This is a genomic window from Streptomyces sp. SID13031, from assembly GCF_010548305.1.
GTDB lineage: Bacteria > Actinomycetota > Actinomycetes > Propionibacteriales > Kribbellaceae > Kribbella.
In genome coordinates this window covers 26206-46084 of sequence record NZ_JAAGLV010000024.1, presented here as the reverse complement: position 1 = coordinate 46084, position 19879 = coordinate 26206, and the positions used below count along the sequence as shown (strand labels likewise).

Annotated in this window: 19 protein-coding genes; 8 read left to right on the top strand and 11 right to left on the bottom strand. The window is 68.2% G+C overall.

The window, feature by feature from the left end:
* Nucleotides 1–109 precede the first annotated feature (109 nt).
* The 4 genes from dnaE to G3I17_RS34755 all read left to right on the top strand — a co-directional run bounded on the left by dnaE (nucleotide 110) and on the right by G3I17_RS34755 (nucleotide 6731).
* Nucleotides 110–3655 carry a DNA polymerase III subunit alpha gene (gene dnaE / locus G3I17_RS34770; protein WP_164602756.1) on the top strand — a complete coding sequence of 1182 codons (3546 nt, stop codon included), beginning with the start codon at nucleotides 110–112 and terminating at the stop codon, nucleotides 3653–3655.
* A gap of 22 nt (nucleotides 3656–3677) precedes the next feature.
* Nucleotides 3678–4310, top strand: a complete 633-nt coding sequence (locus G3I17_RS34765) for a hypothetical protein (RefSeq protein WP_164602754.1) — start codon at nucleotides 3678–3680, stop codon at nucleotides 4308–4310.
* 48 nt (nucleotides 4311–4358) lie between these two features.
* Complete coding sequence (locus tag G3I17_RS34760; RefSeq protein WP_164602752.1) at nucleotides 4359–6203, top strand: DUF3352 domain-containing protein; 1845 nt, start codon at nucleotides 4359–4361, stop codon at nucleotides 6201–6203.
* A 69-nt stretch (nucleotides 6204–6272) separates the two neighbouring features.
* Nucleotides 6273–6731 carry a hypothetical protein gene (locus G3I17_RS34755; protein ID WP_164602750.1) on the top strand — a complete coding sequence of 153 codons (459 nt, stop codon included), beginning with the start codon at nucleotides 6273–6275 and terminating at the stop codon, nucleotides 6729–6731.
* Here G3I17_RS34755 and G3I17_RS34750 read toward each other — a convergent pair whose 3' ends face one another.
* Nucleotides 6732–7265, bottom strand: a complete 534-nt coding sequence (locus G3I17_RS34750) for a dihydrofolate reductase family protein (RefSeq protein ID WP_164602749.1) — start codon at nucleotides 7263–7265, stop codon at nucleotides 6732–6734.
* Between the two features lie 48 nt (nucleotides 7266–7313).
* Here G3I17_RS34750 and G3I17_RS34745 point away from each other — a divergent pair, with 48 nt between their 5' ends.
* From G3I17_RS34745 to G3I17_RS34735, 3 genes are all read left to right on the top strand, one after another.
* A complete protein-coding gene (locus G3I17_RS34745) occupies nucleotides 7314–8183 on the top strand; it encodes a LysR family transcriptional regulator (RefSeq protein ID WP_164602746.1) in 870 nt (289 codons plus the stop codon).
* Nucleotides 8183–8575, top strand: a complete 393-nt coding sequence (locus G3I17_RS34740) for a DUF1801 domain-containing protein (protein ID WP_164602744.1) — start codon at nucleotides 8183–8185, stop codon at nucleotides 8573–8575. Before G3I17_RS34745 ends, G3I17_RS34740 begins: the two co-directional genes overlap by 1 nt.
* A gap of 63 nt (nucleotides 8576–8638) precedes the next feature.
* On the top strand, nucleotides 8639–9811 hold the full coding sequence (locus G3I17_RS34735; protein WP_164602742.1) for a serine hydrolase domain-containing protein: 1173 nt from the start codon (nucleotides 8639–8641) through the stop codon (nucleotides 9809–9811).
* Here the strand turns inward: G3I17_RS34735 and G3I17_RS34730 are convergent.
* Genes G3I17_RS34730 through G3I17_RS34705 form a run of 6 tightly spaced genes read right to left on the bottom strand, consistent with a single transcriptional unit; the run spans nucleotide 9800 to nucleotide 15781 of the window.
* Nucleotides 9800–10507, bottom strand: a complete 708-nt coding sequence (locus G3I17_RS34730) for a class I SAM-dependent methyltransferase (RefSeq protein WP_164602740.1) — start codon at nucleotides 10505–10507, stop codon at nucleotides 9800–9802. The two genes, G3I17_RS34735 and G3I17_RS34730, sit on opposite strands and share 12 nt — an antisense overlap.
* Before the next feature lie 59 nt (nucleotides 10508–10566).
* On the bottom strand, nucleotides 10567–12417 hold the full coding sequence (gene recQ, locus G3I17_RS34725; protein ID WP_343238527.1) for a DNA helicase RecQ: 1851 nt from the start codon (nucleotides 12415–12417) through the stop codon (nucleotides 10567–10569).
* A 26-nt stretch (nucleotides 12418–12443) separates the two neighbouring features.
* Nucleotides 12444–12890 (bottom strand): VOC family protein, encoded by a 447-nt coding sequence (locus G3I17_RS34720; protein ID WP_164602738.1) that lies wholly within the window; start codon nucleotides 12888–12890, stop codon nucleotides 12444–12446.
* Complete coding sequence (locus G3I17_RS34715; protein WP_164602735.1) at nucleotides 12887–13729, bottom strand: AraC family transcriptional regulator; 843 nt, start codon at nucleotides 13727–13729, stop codon at nucleotides 12887–12889. The genes G3I17_RS34720 and G3I17_RS34715 overlap by 4 nt, the downstream gene beginning before the upstream one ends.
* Before the next feature lie 39 nt (nucleotides 13730–13768).
* Nucleotides 13769–14794: a class I SAM-dependent methyltransferase gene (locus G3I17_RS34710; protein WP_164602732.1), complete on the bottom strand. Its 1026-nt coding sequence runs from the start codon at nucleotides 14792–14794 to the stop codon at nucleotides 13769–13771.
* 54 nt (nucleotides 14795–14848) lie between these two features.
* On the bottom strand, nucleotides 14849–15781 hold the full coding sequence (locus G3I17_RS34705; protein ID WP_164602730.1) for a sigma-70 family RNA polymerase sigma factor: 933 nt from the start codon (nucleotides 15779–15781) through the stop codon (nucleotides 14849–14851).
* A 133-nt stretch (nucleotides 15782–15914) separates the two neighbouring features.
* Here G3I17_RS34705 and ilvD point away from each other — a divergent pair, with 133 nt between their 5' ends.
* A complete protein-coding gene (gene ilvD / locus G3I17_RS34700; RefSeq protein ID WP_164602729.1) occupies nucleotides 15915–17765 on the top strand; it encodes a dihydroxy-acid dehydratase in 1851 nt (616 codons plus the stop codon).
* Nucleotides 17766–17834: 69 nt separating this feature from the next.
* Here the strand turns inward: ilvD and G3I17_RS34695 are convergent, their stop codons facing one another.
* From G3I17_RS34695 to G3I17_RS34680, 4 genes are read right to left on the bottom strand one after another with little or no spacing between them, the layout of a single operon-like run.
* Complete coding sequence (locus G3I17_RS34695; protein WP_164602727.1) at nucleotides 17835–18143, bottom strand: type II toxin-antitoxin system PemK/MazF family toxin; 309 nt, start codon at nucleotides 18141–18143, stop codon at nucleotides 17835–17837.
* Nucleotides 18143–18379 carry a ribbon-helix-helix domain-containing protein gene (locus G3I17_RS34690; RefSeq protein ID WP_164602725.1) on the bottom strand — a complete coding sequence of 79 codons (237 nt, stop codon included), beginning with the start codon at nucleotides 18377–18379 and terminating at the stop codon, nucleotides 18143–18145. The genes G3I17_RS34695 and G3I17_RS34690 overlap by 1 nt, the downstream gene beginning before the upstream one ends.
* 32 nt (nucleotides 18380–18411) lie before the next feature.
* Nucleotides 18412–19002, bottom strand: a complete 591-nt coding sequence (locus tag G3I17_RS34685; protein WP_164602723.1) for a dihydrofolate reductase family protein — start codon at nucleotides 19000–19002, stop codon at nucleotides 18412–18414.
* Entirely contained in the window at nucleotides 18999–19844 is an 846-nt protein-coding gene (locus tag G3I17_RS34680) for a metalloregulator ArsR/SmtB family transcription factor (RefSeq protein WP_164602719.1), read from the bottom strand. Before G3I17_RS34680 ends, G3I17_RS34685 begins: the two co-directional genes overlap by 4 nt.
* Nucleotides 19845–19879: the final 35 nt, after the last annotated feature.

Here is a 19879-nt window from a genome sequence, read left to right as displayed (position 1 = left end):
TACCGGGCGGCCGATCTCGCCCCCGGTGAGCCAGTTCAAAGACTGTCCATGGCCGCGCATATGGTGTTCCAGTCCCGCTCATTCACGCCTCTGGGAGGTCTGCGAAGACATGGCGTCCGCCGACAGTTTCGTGCACCTGCACAACCACACCGAGTACTCGATGCTGGACGGCGCCGCGCGGATCGACGAGTTGTTCAAAGCCGCCCAGGAGATGGGCATGCCCGCGCTCGCCACCACCGACCACGGCTATGTGTTCGGGGCGTACGAGTTCTGGAAGACGGCGAAGAAGTACGACGTCAAGCCCATCCTCGGCGTAGAGGCCTACCTGACACCGCAGACGCACCGCAGCGACCGCAAACGGGTCAAGTGGGGCGACGCGGGCTCCGGTCGCGACGACGTCTCCGGCGGCGGGGCGTACACGCATATGACCTTGCTGGCCCGGAACAACACCGGTATGCACAACCTGTTCCGGATGGCGTCGCTGGCCAGCCTGGAGGGGTACTACTTCAAGCCGCGAATCGACCGCGAACTGCTGCAGACCTACGGCCAGGGCCTGATCGGGACGACCGGCTGCGTCGGCGGCGAGATCCAGACCCGGCTGCGACTCGGCCAGTACGACGAGGCGGTCAAAGCGGCGGCGGAGTTCCGCGACATCTTCGGCGCCGAGAACTTCTACTGCGAGCTGATGGACCACGACCTGGAGATCGAGCGAAAGACCCAGAAGGAGTTGCTCCGGCTCGCCAAGGACCTGGGTCTGCCGCTGGTCGCGACCAACGACCTGCACTACACCAGCGCCGACGACGCGGCAGCGCATGCGGCGCTGCTGTGCGTGCAGTCCGCCTCGACGCTGTCGGACCCGAACCGGTTCAAGTTCGATACCCAGGAGTTCTACCTGAAGACGGCGGCGCAGATGCGCGAGCTGTTCAAGGACTACCCGGAGGCCTGCGACAACACGCTGCTGATCGCCGAGCGGTGCGAGGTCAGCTTCACCGAGGGGGAGGGCCGGTTCATGCCGCGCTTCCCCTGCCCGGACGGGCACAACGAGGAGTCCTGGTTCGTCGCCGAGGTCGAGACCGGCCTGCACAAGCGGTACGCCGAGGGCATCCCGGATCACGTGCGCAAGCAGGCGGAGTACGAGATCGAGGTGATCACCTCGAAGGGCTACGCCGGCTACTTCCTGGTCGTCGCCGACTTCATCAACTGGGCCAAGGAGAACGGCATCCGGGTCGGCCCGGGCCGCGGATCCGGTGCCGGTTCGATGTGCGCGTACGCGATGCGGATCACCGACCTCGACCCGCTCCAGCACGGCCTGATCTTCGAGCGCTTCCTCAACCCGGAACGTATGTCGATGCCTGACTTCGACATCGACTTCGACGACCGTCGCCGCCCCGAGGTGATCCGGTACGTCACCGAGAAGTACGGCGACGACCGGGTCGCGATGATCGTCACGTACGGCACGATCAAGGCCAAGCAGGCGATCAAGGACGCCGGCCGGGTGCTCGACTACCCGTTCGCGATGGGCGACCGGATCACCAAGGCGATGCCGCCCGCGGTGATGGGCAAGGACGTGCCGCTGTCCGGCATCTTCGACCCGCAGCACAAGCGGTATTCCGAGGCCGGCGAGTTCCGCCAGCTGTACGAGGCGGACGCCGACGTGCGCAAGATCGTCGACACCGCGCGCGGCCTGGAGAACCTGAAGCGCCAGTGGGGTGTGCACGCGGCCGGCGTGATCATGTCCAGCGAGCCGCTGATCGACCTGATCCCGATCATGCGCCGCGACCAGGACGGCCAGATCATCACCCAGTTCGACTACCCGAGCTGCGAGACGCTCGGCCTGGTCAAGATGGACTTCCTGGGTCTGCGCAACCTGACGATCATGGACGACGCGGTCAAGAACGTGGAGGCCAGCCGCGGGATCTCGCTCGACCTGGATGCGCTGGGCCGCAGTCTCGACGACCAGCCGACCTTCGAGCTGCTCGGCCGCGGTGACACCCTCGGCGTCTTCCAGTTCGACGGCGGCCCGATGCGGGCGCTGCTGCGGCTGATGAAGCCGGACAACTTCGAGGACATCTCGGCCGTCGGCGCGCTCTACCGGCCCGGCCCGATGGGCGCGAACAGCCACACGAACTACGCCCTGCGCAAGAACAAGCAGCAGGAGATCAGCTACCCGCACGACGAGCTCGCCGTCGCGCTCGAGCCGATCCTCGGTACGACGTACGGGCTGATCGTCTACCAGGAGCAGGTGATGGCGATCGCCCAGCAGCTGGGCGGTTACACGCTCGGCAAGGCGGACCTGCTCCGCCGGGCGATGGGCAAGAAGAAGCGCGAGGTGCTCGACGCGGAGTACGTCGGCTTCTCCGAGGGGATGAAGGCCAACGGCTTCTCCGCCCAGTCGATCAAGGCGCTGTGGGACGTCCTGGTCCCGTTCTCCGACTACGCGTTCAACAAGGCGCACTCGGCGGCGTACGGGCTGGTCTCGTACTGGACCGCGTATCTGAAGGCGAACTTCCCCGCGGAGTACATGGCGGCTGTTCTGACGTCCGTGAAGGACGACAAGGACAAGATGGCCATCTACCTGAACGAGTGCCGCCGGATGGGCATCAAGGTGCTGCCGCCGGACGTGAACGAGTCCGACTCGAACTTCACCCCGGTCGGCACCGACATCCGCTTCGGCCTGTCCGGGATCCGCAACGTCGGCGTCAACGTGGTGGCCGAGATCGTCGGCGCCCGCGAGTCCGAGGGCCGGTTCATCGACTTCGTCGACTTCATCGACAAGGTGCCGCTGCCGGTCTGCAACAAGCGCGTGATCGAGTCGCTGGCCAAGGCCGGCTCATTCGACTCGATGAACCACGCCCGGCGCGCGGTCGTCGCGGTGCACGAGCAGGCCGTCGACGAGGCGATCGACCTCAAGCGCAACGAGGCCCACGGCCAGTTCGACCTGTTCAGCATGGGTGATGACGACCAGCCGGCCGACGGCAACAGCCGGCTGACCGTGCGGGTGCCCGAGATCGAGGACTGGGACAAGGCGACCAAGCTCGCGCACGAGCGCGACATGCTCGGTCTGTACGTCTCCGACCACCCGTTGTTCGGCGTCGAGCACGTGCTCGTCAATAGCACCGACTGCACGATCGGTCAGCTGCTCGCCGACGAGGAGCGGCCCGACGGCAGCCAGGTGACGATCGGCGGCCTGGTCACCGCGGTCCAGCGCAAGGTGAACAAGCGCGGTGACATCTACGCGATCGTCACGATCGAGGACCTCGAAGGCTCGATCGAGGTGATGATGTTCTCCTCGGCGTACCAGCTCGCGGCGCACCTGCTCACCAACGACGCGATCATCTTGATGAAGGGCCGGATCCGGCGCCGCGACGACCGGCTCGAGTTGAACGGGTCGGACGTGACCGTGCCCGACCTGACCGAGGGCCCGAGCGGTCCGGTGGTCATCACGATGCCGGTCAACCGCTGTACGCCGCCGTTGGTCGATCAGTTGCGCGACATCCTGCAGTCGCACCCGGGGATGACCGAGGTGCAACTGCGGCTGCAGGCGCGGCAGAAGACGACCGTGATGCGGATCGGCGACCGGTTCCGGGTGACTCCGACGTCATCGCTGATGGCCGACCTGAAGGCGTTGCTGGGCCCGTCGTGCCTGGCGAGCTGAGCGGACCTGCAACACTGGCGAGGTGAGTCAGCCAGTAGACAACCCGCTCGGTCAGCCTTCGGCGTACGGCCAGGGATACGGACAACATCCGTTCGGTACGCCTGTGGTCGTGCAGGAGCCCAAGCTGCCGTGGAGCCGGGCGATCGCCGTCACGGTCGCGGTGTTCCTGGTTGCCGGAGCAATCGCCGGATGGGCGTGGCAGCAGTTCGCGCCGCTCGCGCAGTACACAGTGGACGAGAACGGTGGGTCGCTCGGCGAGGAGCAGATGACGAAGGTCTTCGGGCCCGACGGCACCTTCACCTCGATCGGGTTTCTGACCGCGCTGGTGCTCGGAGCGCTGTTGTTCTGGTGGTTGCGCAACTACGGTCCGTGGTCGGTGAGCATCGTCGTGCTCGGCTCCGCGCTCGGCGGGGGAGTCGCCTGGGGGGTCGGGATGTTGCTCGGGCACGACCCGTTGCAGCCGCGCCTGCAGGCTGCAAAACCCGGCGATCTGCTGGCCGCGCCGCTGGAACTGCACACCTGGACGCCGCTGGCCGCCTGGCTCGTCGGTGCCGCGCTCGCGGCCGCGATCATCGCCGCCACCACCTGGCGGGCCGATCCCGTTGCAACCGGATCGGTATCTGGCGCGTCAGAATCGTCACCGCAGGTGAACTAACCTGTATCGGCCCGGTGGTGAGGCTGCCGGGTGACGCGAGGGGGGCACATGTCCGACAACACGAATCCGCCGGCCGGCGGGCACCACCCGGGTGCCGCAGGCGGTCCGCAGGGTCCATACGGCGGTACGCCGCAGCACAACCCGTACTCCGCTCCGCAGGGGCAGCAGCCCGGGCAGGGCCAGCCGCCGCAAGGGCAGCAGCCGCAAGGCCCGCAGTACGGGCAGCAGCCGCAGGGGCAGCAGCCGCAGGGCCCGCAATACGGGCAGCCGCAGCAGCCGCAGTACGGGGCAGGCCAGCCGCAGCCGGGGCAATACGCTCCGCAGGGGCCGCAGTACCAGCAGAGCGGGCAGTTGTGGCCGCAGCCTGGCTCGCCTGACTACCCGCAGCAGGGGCAGGGCGGCGGGGGACAACCGCCGTACGGAGCGCCCGAGACCATGCAGTGGCAGCCGGAGCCGAAGAAGCGCGGCAAGCTGATCCCGCTGGTCGCAGGGCTCGCTGTTGTCGCCGTGGTGGCTGGTGGCGGCGTCTTCGCCTACGCCCGGCTCACTGGCGGAGGCCAGCCGGCCGAGGTGCTCCCGGGCAACGCCGTCGCCTACGCGCGGATCGACCTGAACCCGTCGGCCGGCCAGAAGGTCGCCGCCGTGCGGTTCATGCTCAAGTTCCCGTCGGCCAAGGAGAAGATCGGGCTGACGAGCGACAAGGACGACCTGCGCCAGAAGCTGTTCGACCTGATCAAGAAGGACGCCGGCGACGACCTCGCCGCAGTCGACTTCGACAAGGACATCAAGCCGTGGCTGGGTGACCGGGCCGGCGTCGCCGCGGTGCCCGGCAAGGGCGGCGAGTCCGGCCAGGAGCCTGAGCCGATCATCGCCGTCGAGGTGAAGAACGAGGACAAGGCGACCGCGGGTCTGGACAAGCTGTTCGCGAACGAGGAGGACAAGCCCGCCCGCGCGTTCAAGGACGGCTATGTGCTGATCGCCGACGAGCAGTCGGTCCTCGACGCAGCCGTTGCCGGCGGCAAGGAGTCGTCGCTGGCCGAGAACGCCACCTTCAAGGCCGACATGGACGCACTCGGCGAGCAGGGTTTCGTCTCGCTGTGGGCCGACATGAAGGGCCTCGCGGCGCTGGCGCCCACCGAGGGCCTCGCCGGGAAGACCACGTTGCCGCAGGGTAGTGCGGCCGCGGCGCTGCGGTTCGACGCGCAGTACGTCGAGCTGAAGGGCATCGCGCGTGGCGACAAGTCCATCAAGGTCAACTCGGCCAACGCCGGTGACCAGATCGCCAAGCTGCCCGACAGCACCGCCGGGGCGCTCACGCTGTCCGACGGCGCGAACCTGGTCGACACGATCTGGAAGCAGTTGGAGAAGTCCGGCTCGGACCTCAACCTGCCCGAGCTGACGAAGGACTTCACCGACGAGTACGGGCTGGTACTGCCGGACGACCTGAAGCCGCTGCTCGGCAAGAACCTGTCGATCGCGGTCGACAAGGACAGCAGCAACGGCCCGAAGATCGCGGCCCGGATCGAGACCGACCCGGCCAAGGCCGAAGCGGTGGTGGACAAGGTGACCGAGCTGATCACCACCCGGGCGACGCTGGACATCCCGATCAAGAAGGCGAAGGACGACAAGCACCTCGTCATCGCGACGGACCAGGACTACGCCGACCAGGTGCTCAAGGGCGGCAACCTCGGCCAGTCCGAGAGCTTCAAGCAGGCGGTACCGGACATGTCCGGCGCGGTCATGGTCGGCTACGTCGATTTCGCGGCCATCGCCTCGCTGGACGAGGAGATCAGCAGCGACAAGGACTTCGCCGCCCTCCGCTCCGCCGGCCTGACCAGCCGCATCACCGGCGACGGCCAAGGCGAGTTCACCCTCCGGGTAGTCGCCAAGTAACCCAGCTCCAAAGAGCCCGGACAGCCCATGGCTGTCCGGGCTTCTCCAATCTCAGGGCATGCTTGCCCCGTGCGGAACTCTGACGCCACGAGTGGCCACCAAGCGCGGTACGTCACGCAGTACGGCGTGGAAGTGTTCAACGGCTGGCCGACCAAGCTCTACGGCCTGGCCGTCGAGGGAGAGCCCGGGCAGGAGTTGCTGGATGCGGCGAGAGTTCTGGCCGCAGCCACCCTGCCGACCACGTCCGACCCCCGGGCCGCGTTCGTGATCGCCCACCGGGCCCGCCCTGCGTGCTTCGTACTGATCTATTGGTGGGCCAGCCCGGTAGACCTGTCGCTCGCCTACTTCCGTTCGCCGTTGGACCAACCCGACGACCTCACGCCCATGCCGGCGCACTCGACCGGCTGTGTGTGGGAACTGGCGCTGACCGACCATGAACGGCAGGCGTGGGTGCGGCATCTCCTGGACGCCGATACGCCCGACTTGGCGGCCTACCTCGCTGCTGGACCGCCGCAAGAAGTCAAGTAGCTAACGAACCACGCGGTAGCGGAGGTTGGTGGTCCTGCCTACCTGGGTGCTGCTGATGGGGTCGAGGGTGACGAGCGGACCGGTACTACGGAACAGCGGGATGCCCTGGCCGAGCAAGACGGGGGAGACGTGGACGAAGAGCTCGTCGAGTAGACCGGCCTCGATGCACTGGGCGGCGATGGTGCCACCGAGGATCAGCAGGTCCTTGCCGCCGGCTGCGTCGAGAGCGGTCTTGACGATGGGCCGGATGTCGCCGCTGAGGAACGTGTACGCCGGGTTCGTCTCGTCGGTGGGCGGCCGATGGGTGAGGATGAAGATCGGCCCGCTGTAGGCGCCGCCGTACAGCTCGCTCCCCGCCTGCCGCCCGATCTCGTACCCGTTCCGCCCGGCCAGCGCCGCGCCGGACGTCTTGGCGACCGCCATCCCCTCGTCCTGCGGCCCGCTGTCCCCCTGAGCCATCCAGCTCATCGAATGCTCCGGCCCGGCGATGAAACCGTCGAGCGACATCGTCACGTGGTAGAGAACCTTCGCCATCGTCCTGCCTCCTCTGCGGTCTCGACCTGGGGGTAATACCCTGCAGGTATGGACGTCGATCTGCGGAAGGTCCGGTACTTCGTCGCGGTGGCCGAGGAACTGCACTTCGGCCGGGCGGCCGAGCGGTTGCACATCGCGCAGCCGGTGTTGTCGCGGCAGATCCGGGCCCTGGAGGACGAGCTCAAGGTACAGCTGTTCGTCCGGACCAAGCGGGCGACCGAGCTGACCGAGGCCGGCCGGCAACTCCTGGAGGATGGACGCCCCTTGCTCGCCGCGGCCGAGGCGGCGCGGCTGCGGGTGGTCCGGGCCGCGCGGTCGGCGGGCACCTTCACGATCGGTTTCATGCCGGGGATCACCGTGACGACGGCGGTGCGCGCGTTCACCGCGCAGTACCCGGAGCTGACCGTCGAGCTGCTCCGGACCTCCTGGCACGACCAGGTCGAGGTGCTACGGGACGGTCGCGCCGACGTGAGCATCGTCCGGCTGCCGATCGACCAGCAGGGCCTGACGGTGCGCCCGTTGTTCGAGGAGTCGCGGGTCGTGATGCTGCCCGCGGATCACCGGCTGGCGGGCAAACCGTCCCTCCGGATCAGCGACCTCGCCGATGAGCACCTGCTGCAGGACCCGGACGCCGTACCGGAGTGGCGCGACATCGCCGTCGAGCTCCGGGAACGCCGGCCCGGCCGGGTGCCCGTCTTCCACAACGTCGAGGAGAAGCTCGAACACGTTGCGGCGGGCAACGGAATCTCGGTACTGCCGCTGTCGACCGCGCATTTCTACACCCGCCCCGACGTGGTCGCGGTGCCGATCGAGGACATCGGCCCCAACCAGGTCTGCCTCGCCTGGACGGCGACCCGGCGGGCGAGAACCATCCAAGACTTCGCGGAGATCGCGACCGGACTTGCCTGGAGCAACTGATGAGCTACCAGAAGGACCCACGCGTCGACGAGTACATCGACAAGCTGCCGGACTGGCAGCAGGAGATCTGCCATCGGGTGCGCGACCTCGTGCACGCCGCCGACCCCGAGCTGGCGGAGACGATCAAGCGCACCGTCCAGCCGTACTTCGTCCTGCAGGGCAATGTGTGCGCCTTGCTGGCTGCCAAGACGCACGTGAACGTCTTCCTGTACGACGGCGCGATCGTGCCCGACCCCGAAGGCATCATCACCGGCGGACACGACAACAAGACGGCCCGGATGATCTCGTTCCACGAGGGCGAGCCGATCAACGAGCCGGCGCTGACCGCGATGCTGCGCCAGATCATCGCCAACAACCGGGCCGGCGGCTGGCGCAAGCTCAAGAGCCCTTAGTGCCCAATCAACTCTGCCCGATCGTCCCTCGACGTGACCCTCCGGGCGCGAGACCATCGCAAGATGGGTCGATCTAGGGTGGTGCTGGCGGTCACGGTCACAGTCGCGATGCTGTTGAGTGGCTGCTCCTCCGGTGACACCGCTGCGCCGCCACCCAGCTCGACCTTTACCGACCAGGCCGGCCAGAAGCTGCCCGATCCGGCGACGACCGTGCTCGATCCCGGGAAGGCCGCAGCGCTTCAGGCGGTGCTGACGAAGGTCGTCAGTGATCCGGCGATCGAAGCCGGCTCCCGAGGCGTCACGGCAGCTGTGGTGACCGACCAGTGGATCTGGTCGGGTGCAGCAGGCAAGGACGCCGCCGGTACTGCGCTCACGCCCCAGACGAGTATGGGCGTCGCGAGCATCACCAAGACGTTTGTCGCGTCGGAGGTGATGCTGCTCGCGCAGGCCAAGAAGATCGACCTCGACGCACCGCTCTCGCAGTACGTGCACCACAGACTGACCGCCAACAACGCGACCGTGCGGCAACACCTCAGCATGCGGTCCGGGGTACCGAACTATCTGCCGGGCGACTACGCCAAGATGGATATCGCGATCAAGGCCGCGCCCGGCAAACACTGGACGCCCGAGCAGGCGCTGTCGTATGACACGGCCGAGCCGACCCAGCCCGACAGCCCATACAACTACAGCAATCCCAGTTATGTACTGCTCGGAATGCTGATCGAGAAGGTGACCGGCCAGCCGCTCGCGACCGTGCTCAGCCGCGACCTGGCCAAGCCGGCCGGGCTGGAGCGCGCGGCCTTCCAAGACGGCCAGAAGCCGATGGCGCCGGTCGCCGAGGATCGCAACCCGGCCTGCGGCAAGGCCGTCGACGGCTACACCCCGTGCCGCGCGATCGCGAGCCTCTCCGCGGCCAACGCCGGCCTCGCCGCCGATACGCCGACCATCGCCCGCTGGGGGTACCAGTTGTACGGCGACCGCGTCGTACCGGGTGGGCTGGTCCAGCAGATGACGAGCGGCGATGGCGACTACGGGCTCGGGACGATGCTGTTCTCGCAGTCATACGGACTCGGTACGGCGTACGGGCATCGCGGGGACATGCCCGACTACACCAGCCTGCTGGTCGTCATCCCCGACCACAAACTGTCCGTCGCGGTCATCCTCGCCGACGGCCAGAAGCGCCCCGAGACGGTCGTCACCGAACTGATCACCGCTCTCCAACCACTACTGGGCTAGGCAACGGAACCAGAGAATGCAGGCGGCCTCCTTCCAGACGGGCTTGTCGCCGAGGGGCTCAGCCATCCGCACGATGGGCAGTCCGGCGACGACCAAGGTGTTGACGTACGTCGACAGCGTCCGGTGATACGCGACCCGAGGCAGGATCTCCCAGCGGGTCGCGCTGTTGTGCGGCCCTTCCTCGAAGTAGCGGCCGGAGATCCGCCGATACGTGCCCTCGACGTGGTCGACCAGCTCTCCGTGAGCCGGCGACTTGTAGCAGGGATGGGTGATCGAGGCGACGAACCAGCCGCCTGGCTTGAGGATCCGGGCGACGGACCGCAGCGTCGGCTCGAGCTCCGGGATGTCCATCAGCGCCATGTGGCAGACCACCCCGTCGAATGACGCATCGGCGAGCGGCGCGAGATCCTGCGCATCACCGTGCAGGTACGAGACCCCGCGCGGTGTCTGCTGCTCGAGATCGCGGGCGTGAGCGAGCAGCGATTCGGAGGCGTCGATGCCGACCACGTCCGCACCGAGGTCGGCGAGCCGGCGCGCGTCCCGCCCTTGCCCGCAGGCGACCGCCGCGACCCGTTGGCCTCGGAGGTCGCCGACCAGTTCGTCGAAGGTCGGATCGTTCAGGCCGGCTCCGTCGGGGTCGACGGTTGCGTGGTAAGCGTCGGCCAGTGCGTCGTACGAACTCGTCAGGTTGCTCATGTGACGTTCAACGCCCGCACCCTCGACGGAGTTTCGGTGTCTGCTGCGAGCTAAAGGTCCTACTCGGCGGCGAGCGCCTCCAGGACGCCTTCGCCGTACTTTGCGAGCTTGTTCTCGCCGACGCCGCTGATCTTGCCCAGCTCGGCGAGGTTGCCCGGCAGGTCGGTGGCGATCTGCCGCAAGGTCGCGTCGTGGAAGATCACGTACGCCGGGACGCCGGTCTCCTTGGCGACCGCGCCTCGCCAAGCGCGCAGGCGCTCGAACACCGGAGCGGCCTCGGGGGCGAGGTCGACGACTGCCTTCTTCTTGCCGCCACCGCCCGACCGCGAGCTGGACCGGGCGGCGCGCTCTGGCTCGCGGCGCATCATCACGTCGCGCCGACGGCCGAGCACCTCGGCGCTGTCCTCGGTCAGCAGCAGCGTGCCGTAGTCGCCTTCGACCGTGAGCAGACGTTGCGCGAGCAGCTGGCGGACCACTCCGCGCCACTCGGTGTCCTTCAGCTCGGTGCCGATGCCGAACACGGACAGGTCGTCATGCCGGAACTGCTTCACCTTCTCGGTCGTCTTGCCGAGCAGGATGTCGATCACCTGACCGGCGCCGAACTTCTGGTTGCGCTCGTGCTGCAGCCGGTAGACCGTCGAGAGCAGCTTCTGCGCCGGGATCGTGCCGTCCCAGGACTCGGGTGGGGTCAGGCAGGTGTCGCAGTTGCCACACGGCTCGCCGTTCTGGCCGAAGTACGCGAGGAGCTGCTGCCGCCGGCACTGGACGGTCTCGCACAACCCGAGCATGGCGTCGAGGTGCGTGCCGAGGCGTCGGCGATGCGCCGCATCGCCTTCGGAGGTGTCGATCATCTTGCGTTGCTGGACGACGTCCTGCAGCCCGTAGGCCAGCCAGGCCGTCGAAGGCAGTCCGTCGCGACCCGCGCGGCCGGTCTCCTGGTAGTAGCCCTCGACCGACTTCGGCAGGTCCAGGTGCGCGACGAAGCGCACGTCCGGTTTGTCGATGCCCATCCCGAAGGCGATCGTCGCGACGACCACCAGGCCGTCCTCCCGCAGGAAGCGCGACTGGTTCTTCGCGCGGACGCGGCTGTCCAGACCGGCGTGGTACGGGACGGCCTCGATCCCGTTCTGGGTCAGGAAGGTCGCGGTCTTCTCGACGCTGTTGCGGGACAGGCAGTAGACGATGCCGGCATCACCCGGGTGCTCGGTGCGCAGCAGGTCGAGCAGCTGGCGTTGCGGGCTGTCCTTCGGCACGATCCGGTACTGGATGTTCGGCCGGTCGAAGCTCGCGACGAAGTGTTTCGCCGACCCCAGGTTCAGCCGGGTGGCGATCTCGGCGTGCGTCGTCGCGGTCGCGGTCGCCGTCAGCGCGATCCGCGGGACGTCGGGCCAGCGCTCGTGCAGCTCCGACAGCATCAGGTAGTCGGGCCGGAAGTCGTGTCCCCACTGCGAAACACAGTGCGCCTCGTCGATCGCGAACAGCGCGATCTTGCCCTGGTCCAGCAGCCGCGTCGTCGCCTCCACCCGGAGTCGCTCGGGCGCCAGGTAGAGCAGGTCGAGGTCTCCGGACAGGAAGGCCTGCTCGACCTCGCGCCGCTGCTCGTAGTCCTGCGTCGAGTTGAGGAAGCCGGCCCGGACACCGAGCGCCGTCAGTGCGTCGACCTGGTCCTGCATCAACGCGATCAGCGGCGAGATGACCACTCCGACGCCCGACCGGACGAGAGCAGGGATCTGGTAACAGAGCGACTTCCCGCCGCCGGTCGGCATCAGCACCAGCGCGTCACCGCCACCGACGACGGTCTCGATGATGTCTTGTTGCTCGCCCCGGAACGAGTCGTACCCGAACACTCGATGCAAGACCTGCAAGGCCTCGCTCGAGGTGTCGTCCAGCGGCTCGCTCGTCTCTGTCACCCGGCGATTCTACGGAGTTCCCGCAGTCACTGTTCGCCCCCTGTGGACAACGCGCCGATCTCGCCGCGATAGGTGCCGATACTCCACACATTGCCCTCCGGATCGGCCACGCTGAACCCGTACGACCCGTAGTCCTCTTTGCGCTTCTCCCGTACTACCGTCGCGCCCGCCGCCATCGCTGTCGGCCACACGGCGTCGGGGTCGTCGCAGACCAGGTAGACCGAGGCGATCTGCCCGGCCAGCTGGTCGAACTCGTTCGGCTCGGCGTTGCGGTCGAGCGAGCTGACCATCACGCCGCCACCGGCCGGCCAGGTCAGCTCGGCGTGCGCGATCGACCCCTCCGCCACGCCGGGGTGGGAGGCGACCAGGGTGAACCCCAGCCCTTCGGTGAGGAACTTCAATGCGGCCTGACCGTCGCGGTAGACCAGCGTCGGCCAGACCCCGATCACGGTGCCGTTCGTTGTCGTGTTCATACCCCCGACTCTGCTACCTCGGTCCGGACGTCGTCTTGGACGAATGGGAGCTCCTCGACGATCCACTGCCGCGGCGAGCACCCCGCGATCGCGTGCCACTCGCGCGTGAGGTGCGCCTGATCGGAGTACCCGAGGTCGGCCGCGAGATCCGCGAGCCTGGTCTGTGGTCTCGCCTTCAGCCGACCGACCGCCTGCTCGAACCGCAGCACCCGCGCAGCAACCTTCGGGGCCAACCCATACTCCACCCGGAACTGCTCAGTCAGATGTCGCCGACTCCACCCGACCTCGGACGCCAGCTCCTGTACGCCGACGCCGCCCGCCGTCTCGCACAATCGCCGCCACGCCCAGCCGAGCTCGGCGCGTGGCTCACCGATCGGCTCATCGCGCCAGGCTTCGAGCAGTAGCCGCTCCACGATGTCGAACCGGTCCTGCCAGCTCGGTGTCGCGCGGAGCCGCTCGCCGACCTCCTGGGCCGGTATCCCGAGCAGTGTGTCGACGTCCAGGATCGTGGTCGCGAGCTCGCCGGACGGCAGGCCCAGCAGCGCCCGCGACCCCTCCGGCGTGAGCGCCAGCTGGATGCCTGCCAGATTGGGGGAGTCGCCGATCCGTACCGCCGTCGAGTGCAGTCCGCTGACGACGGTCTGGAACTTCTCCACCGGGGAGTCGGGCCAGGCGATCCCGAGTGGCTCGTCGAGGCTGATCACGATCGTCAGATACCGCGAGGGCAGGCCGCGATGCAGCTCCGCCGGCTCGCCGTAGTACGCGTAGCCGACGAGGTCGCCGAGATACGGGCGCAGGGCGGGATGCGCCCTGCGCACGTGATACTCGAAGCCTTCCATTCATCCAGGCTAGACGTGCCCTCCGACAAAAGCCGTGGATCAGCTCAGCGGCCGCTGGAGGATGATCATCCGGCCGAAGTCGGTCTGGGCCAGCCGGACGAGTTCGAAGCCGGCCTCCTGCCCTTCGGCGGCCAGATCTTCGGCGGACCGTCCGAACGGAACCTCCCAGCCCCGGGAGACGAGCTTCCGCAAGGTGTAGGCGGGCCGGCGGGCCTCGTCCGGTTCGGGCTCCATCTCCTGCACGAAGAGCATGCCACCGGGCTTCAGCGATCGCAGGGTCACCGCGAGCGTCGCCGCCCGGGTCGGCTCGGGGAAGAACGGCTGGGCCCAGAAAGCGCCGCCGAACGAGGCCGGCTCATCGAAATCCCGCGCGTCCATACAGCGGACGTCCACCCGATCGGCCACCCCGTGCTCCTTCACCCTGCGGAGCGTTTCGGCGGCCACGATAGGGACCAGCTCGATGGCCACCGCCCGGAACTCGGGGATCAGCGTGGCCAGGGTCAGCGTTGCCCCGGCGACACCACAGCCGACGTCGAGCCAGCGCTCACCACGGACCAGTTCGGTTATCTCGGGCAGCTGCGGCAGGAAGCTCTGCTCGTACAAGGCCCTGGTGATCGCGGTGGCGTTCCCGCCGGTGGCACGCGCGATGACCAGGGCATCGGGTTCGGTCAACGGCAGCGGGCCGGGGTCTTCGGCCGCCGTACGGATCAGCCGCGACATCACCTCGGCCTGGTCGAGGAGCTCGTCCAGGCCAATGTAGGAGTCGGCGGCGGCCAGCGCCTCGAACTGCCGGGTCAGCTGCACGGTCCCGTCCTGCTGCCGCACGATGCCGTGCGCCTCGAGCACCGCCAGGATGTCGGCCAGCCGGGTCGGCGGGAGACCGGAGAACTCGGTCAGCGTCTCGAGGTCGCGCGGTTCGGCGAGGAACTTCGTCCAGCCCCGGTCCCGCAGGGTGGTGACCAGCGTCAGGACCTGTGCTCCGGTGGTCCAGGCCGCCAGACTTTCCCGGGCCCGGGAGGCCAGGGCGAATCGTTCCAGTGGGTTGTCCTCGTCAAGGGTGCTCACAAGGACAGGATGCGCGAGCTCAGCCGGAGTTCGATCGTTTGAATGTGTCCTGCGTCACGCCGGGATGGTGTGCTCCAGCCGGCGGGCGTGGAGCAGCCGGCACCGGCTGGTCCGGCCCGCTTCCAGTTGCTGGACCCAGACCACGGTCGGGGGACAGTGCAACGGGTTCTCGAGCGGGTTGATCAGGTCGATCTCGCAGATCGACAGGTCTTGGCTGGCCACCACGTTGGTGACGCGGCCGCGGACGCCGTCGTCGATGTCTTGGTAGAGCCCGCGCAAGAAGTCGTCGTGGCCGATCGACCGGTGCCCGTTCGAATAGGTGAACTCGGCCTCCGGCGACCAGTACGCCCGCATCGTCTCGGCCAGAGTGCCTTGCTCGGCCGCGACGAGGGTTTCCTCGACCTCGCGGCGGCGCACCGCGGCGAGCGCCGTCACGTCGTCGTACGCCTCATCTGCTGTCGCCAGCAGGCTCGCACAGAGTTTCCCGCGCGCCTCGGAGAGCCGACTGCGCACGGTGCCGACCGGTACTCCGCAGGCGTCGGCGATGTCCTGGTACGCCGTAACGCCGCTGAAGTGGCGCAGCATCACCACCAGGCGCAGGGGTGGCGACAGGCGCTCCAGCGCGTGCCAGACCCAGTCACGCGAGGCGTGCTGCTCCAGTAGCTGGGCCGGATCGGGCTCGGCGGACGGTGGTACCGAGAGGAGGTGGTCGTCGAGCGACAGCGGGCGCCGGGTCCGTAGTTGCATCCGGCAAGCATTGCGAACCACCTGGCGAAGCCACGGGCCGACCGCATCCGGGTCGCGCACGTCGCCGATCCGGGCCAGCGCGACCGCCGTCGCCTCCTGCACGGCGTCCTCGGCATCGTGGCCGTAGCCGAGCAGGCTGATCGCGACCGCGGTCATCCCGGGGCGGTGGCGCGCCAGCAGCAGGCCGAGCGCGCTGACGTCGCCGGCCTGCGCCGCTCGTACCAGCTCGGGGTCGTCCATGGGCCCAAGATACGCGCCGGCCGGCCCGTGATCCGGCCCTGGCCATCCGTCATACGGGACCGGCGTTTCGGCATCTGGACCGCAAGTGGCACCATGCTAAGGAGTTGTTCGCTGCGAATTTGGAGAGATCGTCGTGCCTGAACTGAGGTCCCGTACCGTCACCCACGGCCGCAACATGGCAGGCGCCCGCGCCCTCATGATGGCCTCCGGCGTCGCCAGAGAGGACTTCGGCAAGCCGATCATCGCGGTGGCGAACAGCTTCACCGAGTTCGTCCCGGGGCACACCCACCTGCAGCCGGTCGGCCGGATCGTCTCCGAGGCGATCCACGCGGCCGGCGGGATCGCCCGTGAGTTCAACACGATCGCGGTCGACGACGGCATCGCGATGGGCCACGGCGGGATGCTCTACAGCCTGCCGTCGCGCGACCTGATCGCCGACTCGGTCGAGTACATGGTCGAGGCGCACTGCGCCGACGCGCTGATCTGCATCTCCAACTGCGACAAGATCACCCCGGGCATGCTGATGGCCGCGCTCCGGCTGAACATCCCGACCGTGTTCGTCTCCGGCGGCCCGATGGAGGCCGGCCGGGCGACGCTCGTCGACGGCACCGTGCGCAAGCTGGACCTGATCGACGCGATGTCCGAGGCGGTCAACGAGAACGTCTCCGACGAGGACATCCTGCGGATCGAGGAGAACGCCTGCCCGACCTGCGGTTCGTGCTCGGGCATGTTCACCGCGAACTCGATGAACTGCCTGGCCGAGGCGATCGGCCTGGCGCTGCCGGGCAACGGCTCGGTGCTCGCCACCCACACCGCCCGCAAGGCCCTGTACGAGAACGCCGGCCGGACGGTCGTCGAGATCACCAAGCGGTACTACGAGACCGACGACGAGACCGTGCTGCCGCGGACCGTCGCCTCCCGCGCCGCGTTCGAGAACGCGATGGCGCTCGACATCGCGATGGGCGGGTCGACGAACACGATCCTGCATCTGCTCGCGGCCGCCCAGGAGGCCGAGATCGACTTCGACCTGGACGCCATCAACGCCGTCTCCCGTCGGGTGCCCTGCCTGGCCAAGGTCGCGCCGAACGTCGCGCCCGGCGGCACGTACTACATGGAGGACGTGCACCGCGCGGGCGGCATCCCGGCGATCCTCGGCGAGCTGTACCGCGCCGGGTTGCTGAACGAGGACATCTACACCGTGCACAGTGGCTCGATCGACGAGTGGCTGAAGAACTGGGATGTCCGTAGCGGTTCGCCCTCGGCCGAGGCGGTCGAGCTCTGGCACGCGGCGCCCGGCTGCAAGCGGTCGGCGACGGCGTTCTCGCAGTCCGAGCGCTGGGAGACGCTCGACACCGACGCCGCCGGCGGCTGCATCCGCGACCTCGAGCACGCGTACTCCGTCGACGGCGGCCTGGCGGTGCTGAAGGGCAACCTGGCACTCGACGGCTGCGTGGTGAAGACGGCCGGCGTCGATGAGTCGATCTGGACCTTCGAGGGCCCGGCCGTCGTCTGCGAGTCGCAGGAGGAGGCGGTCGAGAAGATTCTCGCCAAGGCCATCCAGCCCGGCGACGTGGTCGTGATCCGGTACGAGGGTCCCAAGGGCGGGCCCGGCATGCAGGAGATGCTCTACCCGACGTCCTTCCTCAAGGGCCGCGGCCTGGGCAAGGTCTGCGCGCTGGTCACCGACGGCCGCTTCTCCGGTGGTACGTCGGGCCTCTCCATCGGCCACGCCTCCCCGGAGGCGGCGTCCGGCGGCACGATCGCCCTCGTCGAGGACGGCGACCGGATCCGCATCGACATCCCCGGCCGCTCCATCGACCTCCTGGTCCCAGACGAAGTACTGGCTACTCGCCGCGAGGCCCTGGGTGGCGTCTACGCCCCTCGCGCTCGCGAGCGCAAGGTCTCGGCAGCCCTCCGCGCCTACGCCGCCATGGCCACCAGCGCCGACAAGGGCGCAGTCCGCGACGTCACGAAGCTCGGCTAAGCCCCACTTTGTGCACCACCTGAGCGTTCTGGCGGGGCCGAAACGCTCAGGTCGTGCACCAAGTGCGCTTCAGAGGGCGAGCTCGAGGTCGAAGGCGAGGGTGATTGCCTCGGCCAGGGCTAGTTCCTGGTCGGGGAGGAGGTAGCCGATCAGGCGGCCGAGCTGGAGTTTCGGGATGGTCTGGATGTTGTCGCAGCTGATCGCGCTGGGGTGATCCAGACCGTTCTGGGCGCCAACCAGCACTTCGGTCGACAGGCCGCGGATCGTGCTCGTGATCGGGGCGACGGTGACGTTGGTCAGGCGCGGCCTGATCAGCTCACGCGTCAGGACCACGACCGGGCGCGGCTTGTCCAGCCGCGCGATGTGCAGCGCCCGCATCAGTCGAGGTCGGCCAGCACAGTCCCGCCGGCGGCGACCGCCAGCCCGTCGAGATCGTCGTAGCCACCGTGGGCCGCGAGGATGGCCGCGTCCCGCTCGGCCAGCTCGCGCCGCCGCTCCCGCTCCATCGCGCGCGCGACCACCGACGCCCGGCTGGACGCCTTGTTGTCATCGACCAGCCGGTCCATGAACTCGACGAGTTCGTCCGGCAGGCGCACCGTGATCTGCTTACTCATACCAAAACCATACCGCGCTGGGATTCAATTCTCTACCGGGTACGGTCGTACACCAGCGCGAGCTCGCCGAGATCGCCCGTTTCCTGGTGGGTGACCGTCCATTTGGTGCTTGGCAGGCCGTCGTCGAACAGCCGCCGGCCGCCGCCCGCGATCTCGGGCGTGATCATCAGGTACAGCCGGTCGAGCAGGTCGGCGGCGAGGAGCGCCTTGATGATGCTGGCGCTGCTGTTGACGAGGATCTCGCCTTCGCCAGTGCTCTTGAGCTCGGTGATGACGTCGGTAGCAGGCGCGTTCACCAGACGGGTGCGCTCCCAGGGCGCCTCGGTCAACGTGGTCGAGAAGACGACCTTCTCGGTGTCGACCAGCCACTGCGCATAACCGCGATCCCGCGGATCGGCGTCTTCGTTGTCGATGATCGTCGGCCAGAACCCCAGGAATCCTTCGGCATTCAGGCGGCCCAGTACGGCGGTGGTCGCGTTCTCCCAGATGCGGCTCAGGTGATCGCGCGCGACGTCGGTGGTCGCGTACGGGACGATCGCGCCCAGGTCGTACGCCCCGCCGGGGCCCTTGTAGCGGCCGTCGAGGGACAGGGACAGGTTCGCGGTCACGATGCGGTCGGTCACTTCGTGCTCCTCGGGGTGATGTCGTTCGATGCGGCGGCGAGGGTCGCCGCGAGCTTGTCGAGGCTCTGGCCGAAGCCGAGCTCGATCCCGGCGATGAAGTCAGCGGAGTCGACCGTGCTGTCGGTGACCCGGAAGTGGACGGCGAGGTCTGTACCGGCCTCGGTGAGCTGAAGGTCGAACTCGAGGTGGGCCGTGAAGGCGGTACTCCCGTCGGGAAGCACGGGGGAGTTGCGGTAGGCGAGGTGCTCTCCTGGCCGCGCGTCGGTGACAACGCCTTCGGAGCGCCCGGCGACCAGATCGGAGCCGTCGACGTCCTCGGCGTCGCGATACTCCAGAACCACCCGCCCACCCGGTCGCGCCTCGAAGACAAGCTCCGAAACCCTGAGGTCGTCAGGCGCCCACCATCGAGCGAGCAGATCGGTCTCCGTCAGGTAGCGCCAAACGACCGCGGGCTGGGCCGTCAGTGACCGGAGAAACTGGAAGGATCGCCCGTCGGCCCACCCCGCGGTCTCTGCGGCCAGCCGCTCAGCGTCAAGGCTGATCCGGTGGCGATCGAAGGCTTCCCGCGACCCGCCGCCCTGATCGGCTGAGTCGGCAAGCTGGTTGAGCGCAGCCGCCAATTCCCGCAGCGGGCCGGCCTCGAGAGCGTAAACGCGCCGCTGCCCAGTGCGCCGGGAAATCACCACCCCAGCCCGCTCGAGAGTCTGCAGATGCTTGGTCGTCTGCGGCTGCCGCGCCCCAGCCAGCTGAGCAAGAACCCCAACCGACCGCGGCCGCTCAGCCAACAGTTTCACCAGCCGCCAGCGAGCCGGGTCGGCAAGGGCGGTAAGCAGTGCGTCCATGACCCAAATCATTCACCACGAAGAATATTCGCGTC

What these genes read in the sequence shown, in the direction of transcription:
- G3I17_RS34745 (WP_164602746.1), top strand. Translation starts at nt 7,314, where the DNA reads ATGGACGTCGATCTGCGGAAGGTCCGGTACTTCGTCGCGGTGGCCGAG.
- G3I17_RS34750 (WP_164602749.1), bottom strand. Translation starts at nt 7,265, where the DNA reads ATGGCGAAGGTTCTCTACCACGTGACGATGTCGCTCGACGGTTTCATC.
- G3I17_RS34695 (WP_164602727.1), bottom strand. Translation starts at nt 18,143, where the DNA reads ATGCGGGCGCTGCACATCGCGCGGCTGGACAAGCCGCGCCCGGTCGTG.
- G3I17_RS34715 (WP_164602735.1), bottom strand. Translation starts at nt 13,729, where the DNA reads ATGGAAGGCTTCGAGTATCACGTGCGCAGGGCGCATCCCGCCCTGCGC.
- G3I17_RS34690 (WP_164602725.1), bottom strand. Translation starts at nt 18,379, where the DNA reads ATGAGTAAGCAGATCACGGTGCGCCTGCCGGACGAACTCGTCGAGTTC.
- dnaE (WP_164602756.1), top strand. Translation starts at nt 110, where the DNA reads ATGGCGTCCGCCGACAGTTTCGTGCACCTGCACAACCACACCGAGTAC.
- G3I17_RS34740 (WP_164602744.1), top strand. Translation starts at nt 8,183, where the DNA reads ATGAGCTACCAGAAGGACCCACGCGTCGACGAGTACATCGACAAGCTG.
- G3I17_RS34760 (WP_164602752.1), top strand. Translation starts at nt 4,359, where the DNA reads ATGTCCGACAACACGAATCCGCCGGCCGGCGGGCACCACCCGGGTGCC.
- G3I17_RS34705 (WP_164602730.1), bottom strand. Translation starts at nt 15,781, where the DNA reads ATGGACGACCCCGAGCTGGTACGAGCGGCGCAGGCCGGCGACGTCAGC.
- G3I17_RS34720 (WP_164602738.1), bottom strand. Translation starts at nt 12,890, where the DNA reads ATGAACACGACAACGAACGGCACCGTGATCGGGGTCTGGCCGACGCTG.
- G3I17_RS34735 (WP_164602742.1), top strand. Translation starts at nt 8,639, where the DNA reads ATGGGTCGATCTAGGGTGGTGCTGGCGGTCACGGTCACAGTCGCGATG.
- G3I17_RS34680 (WP_164602719.1), bottom strand. Translation starts at nt 19,844, where the DNA reads ATGGACGCACTGCTTACCGCCCTTGCCGACCCGGCTCGCTGGCGGCTG.
- G3I17_RS34730 (WP_164602740.1), bottom strand. Translation starts at nt 10,507, where the DNA reads ATGAGCAACCTGACGAGTTCGTACGACGCACTGGCCGACGCTTACCAC.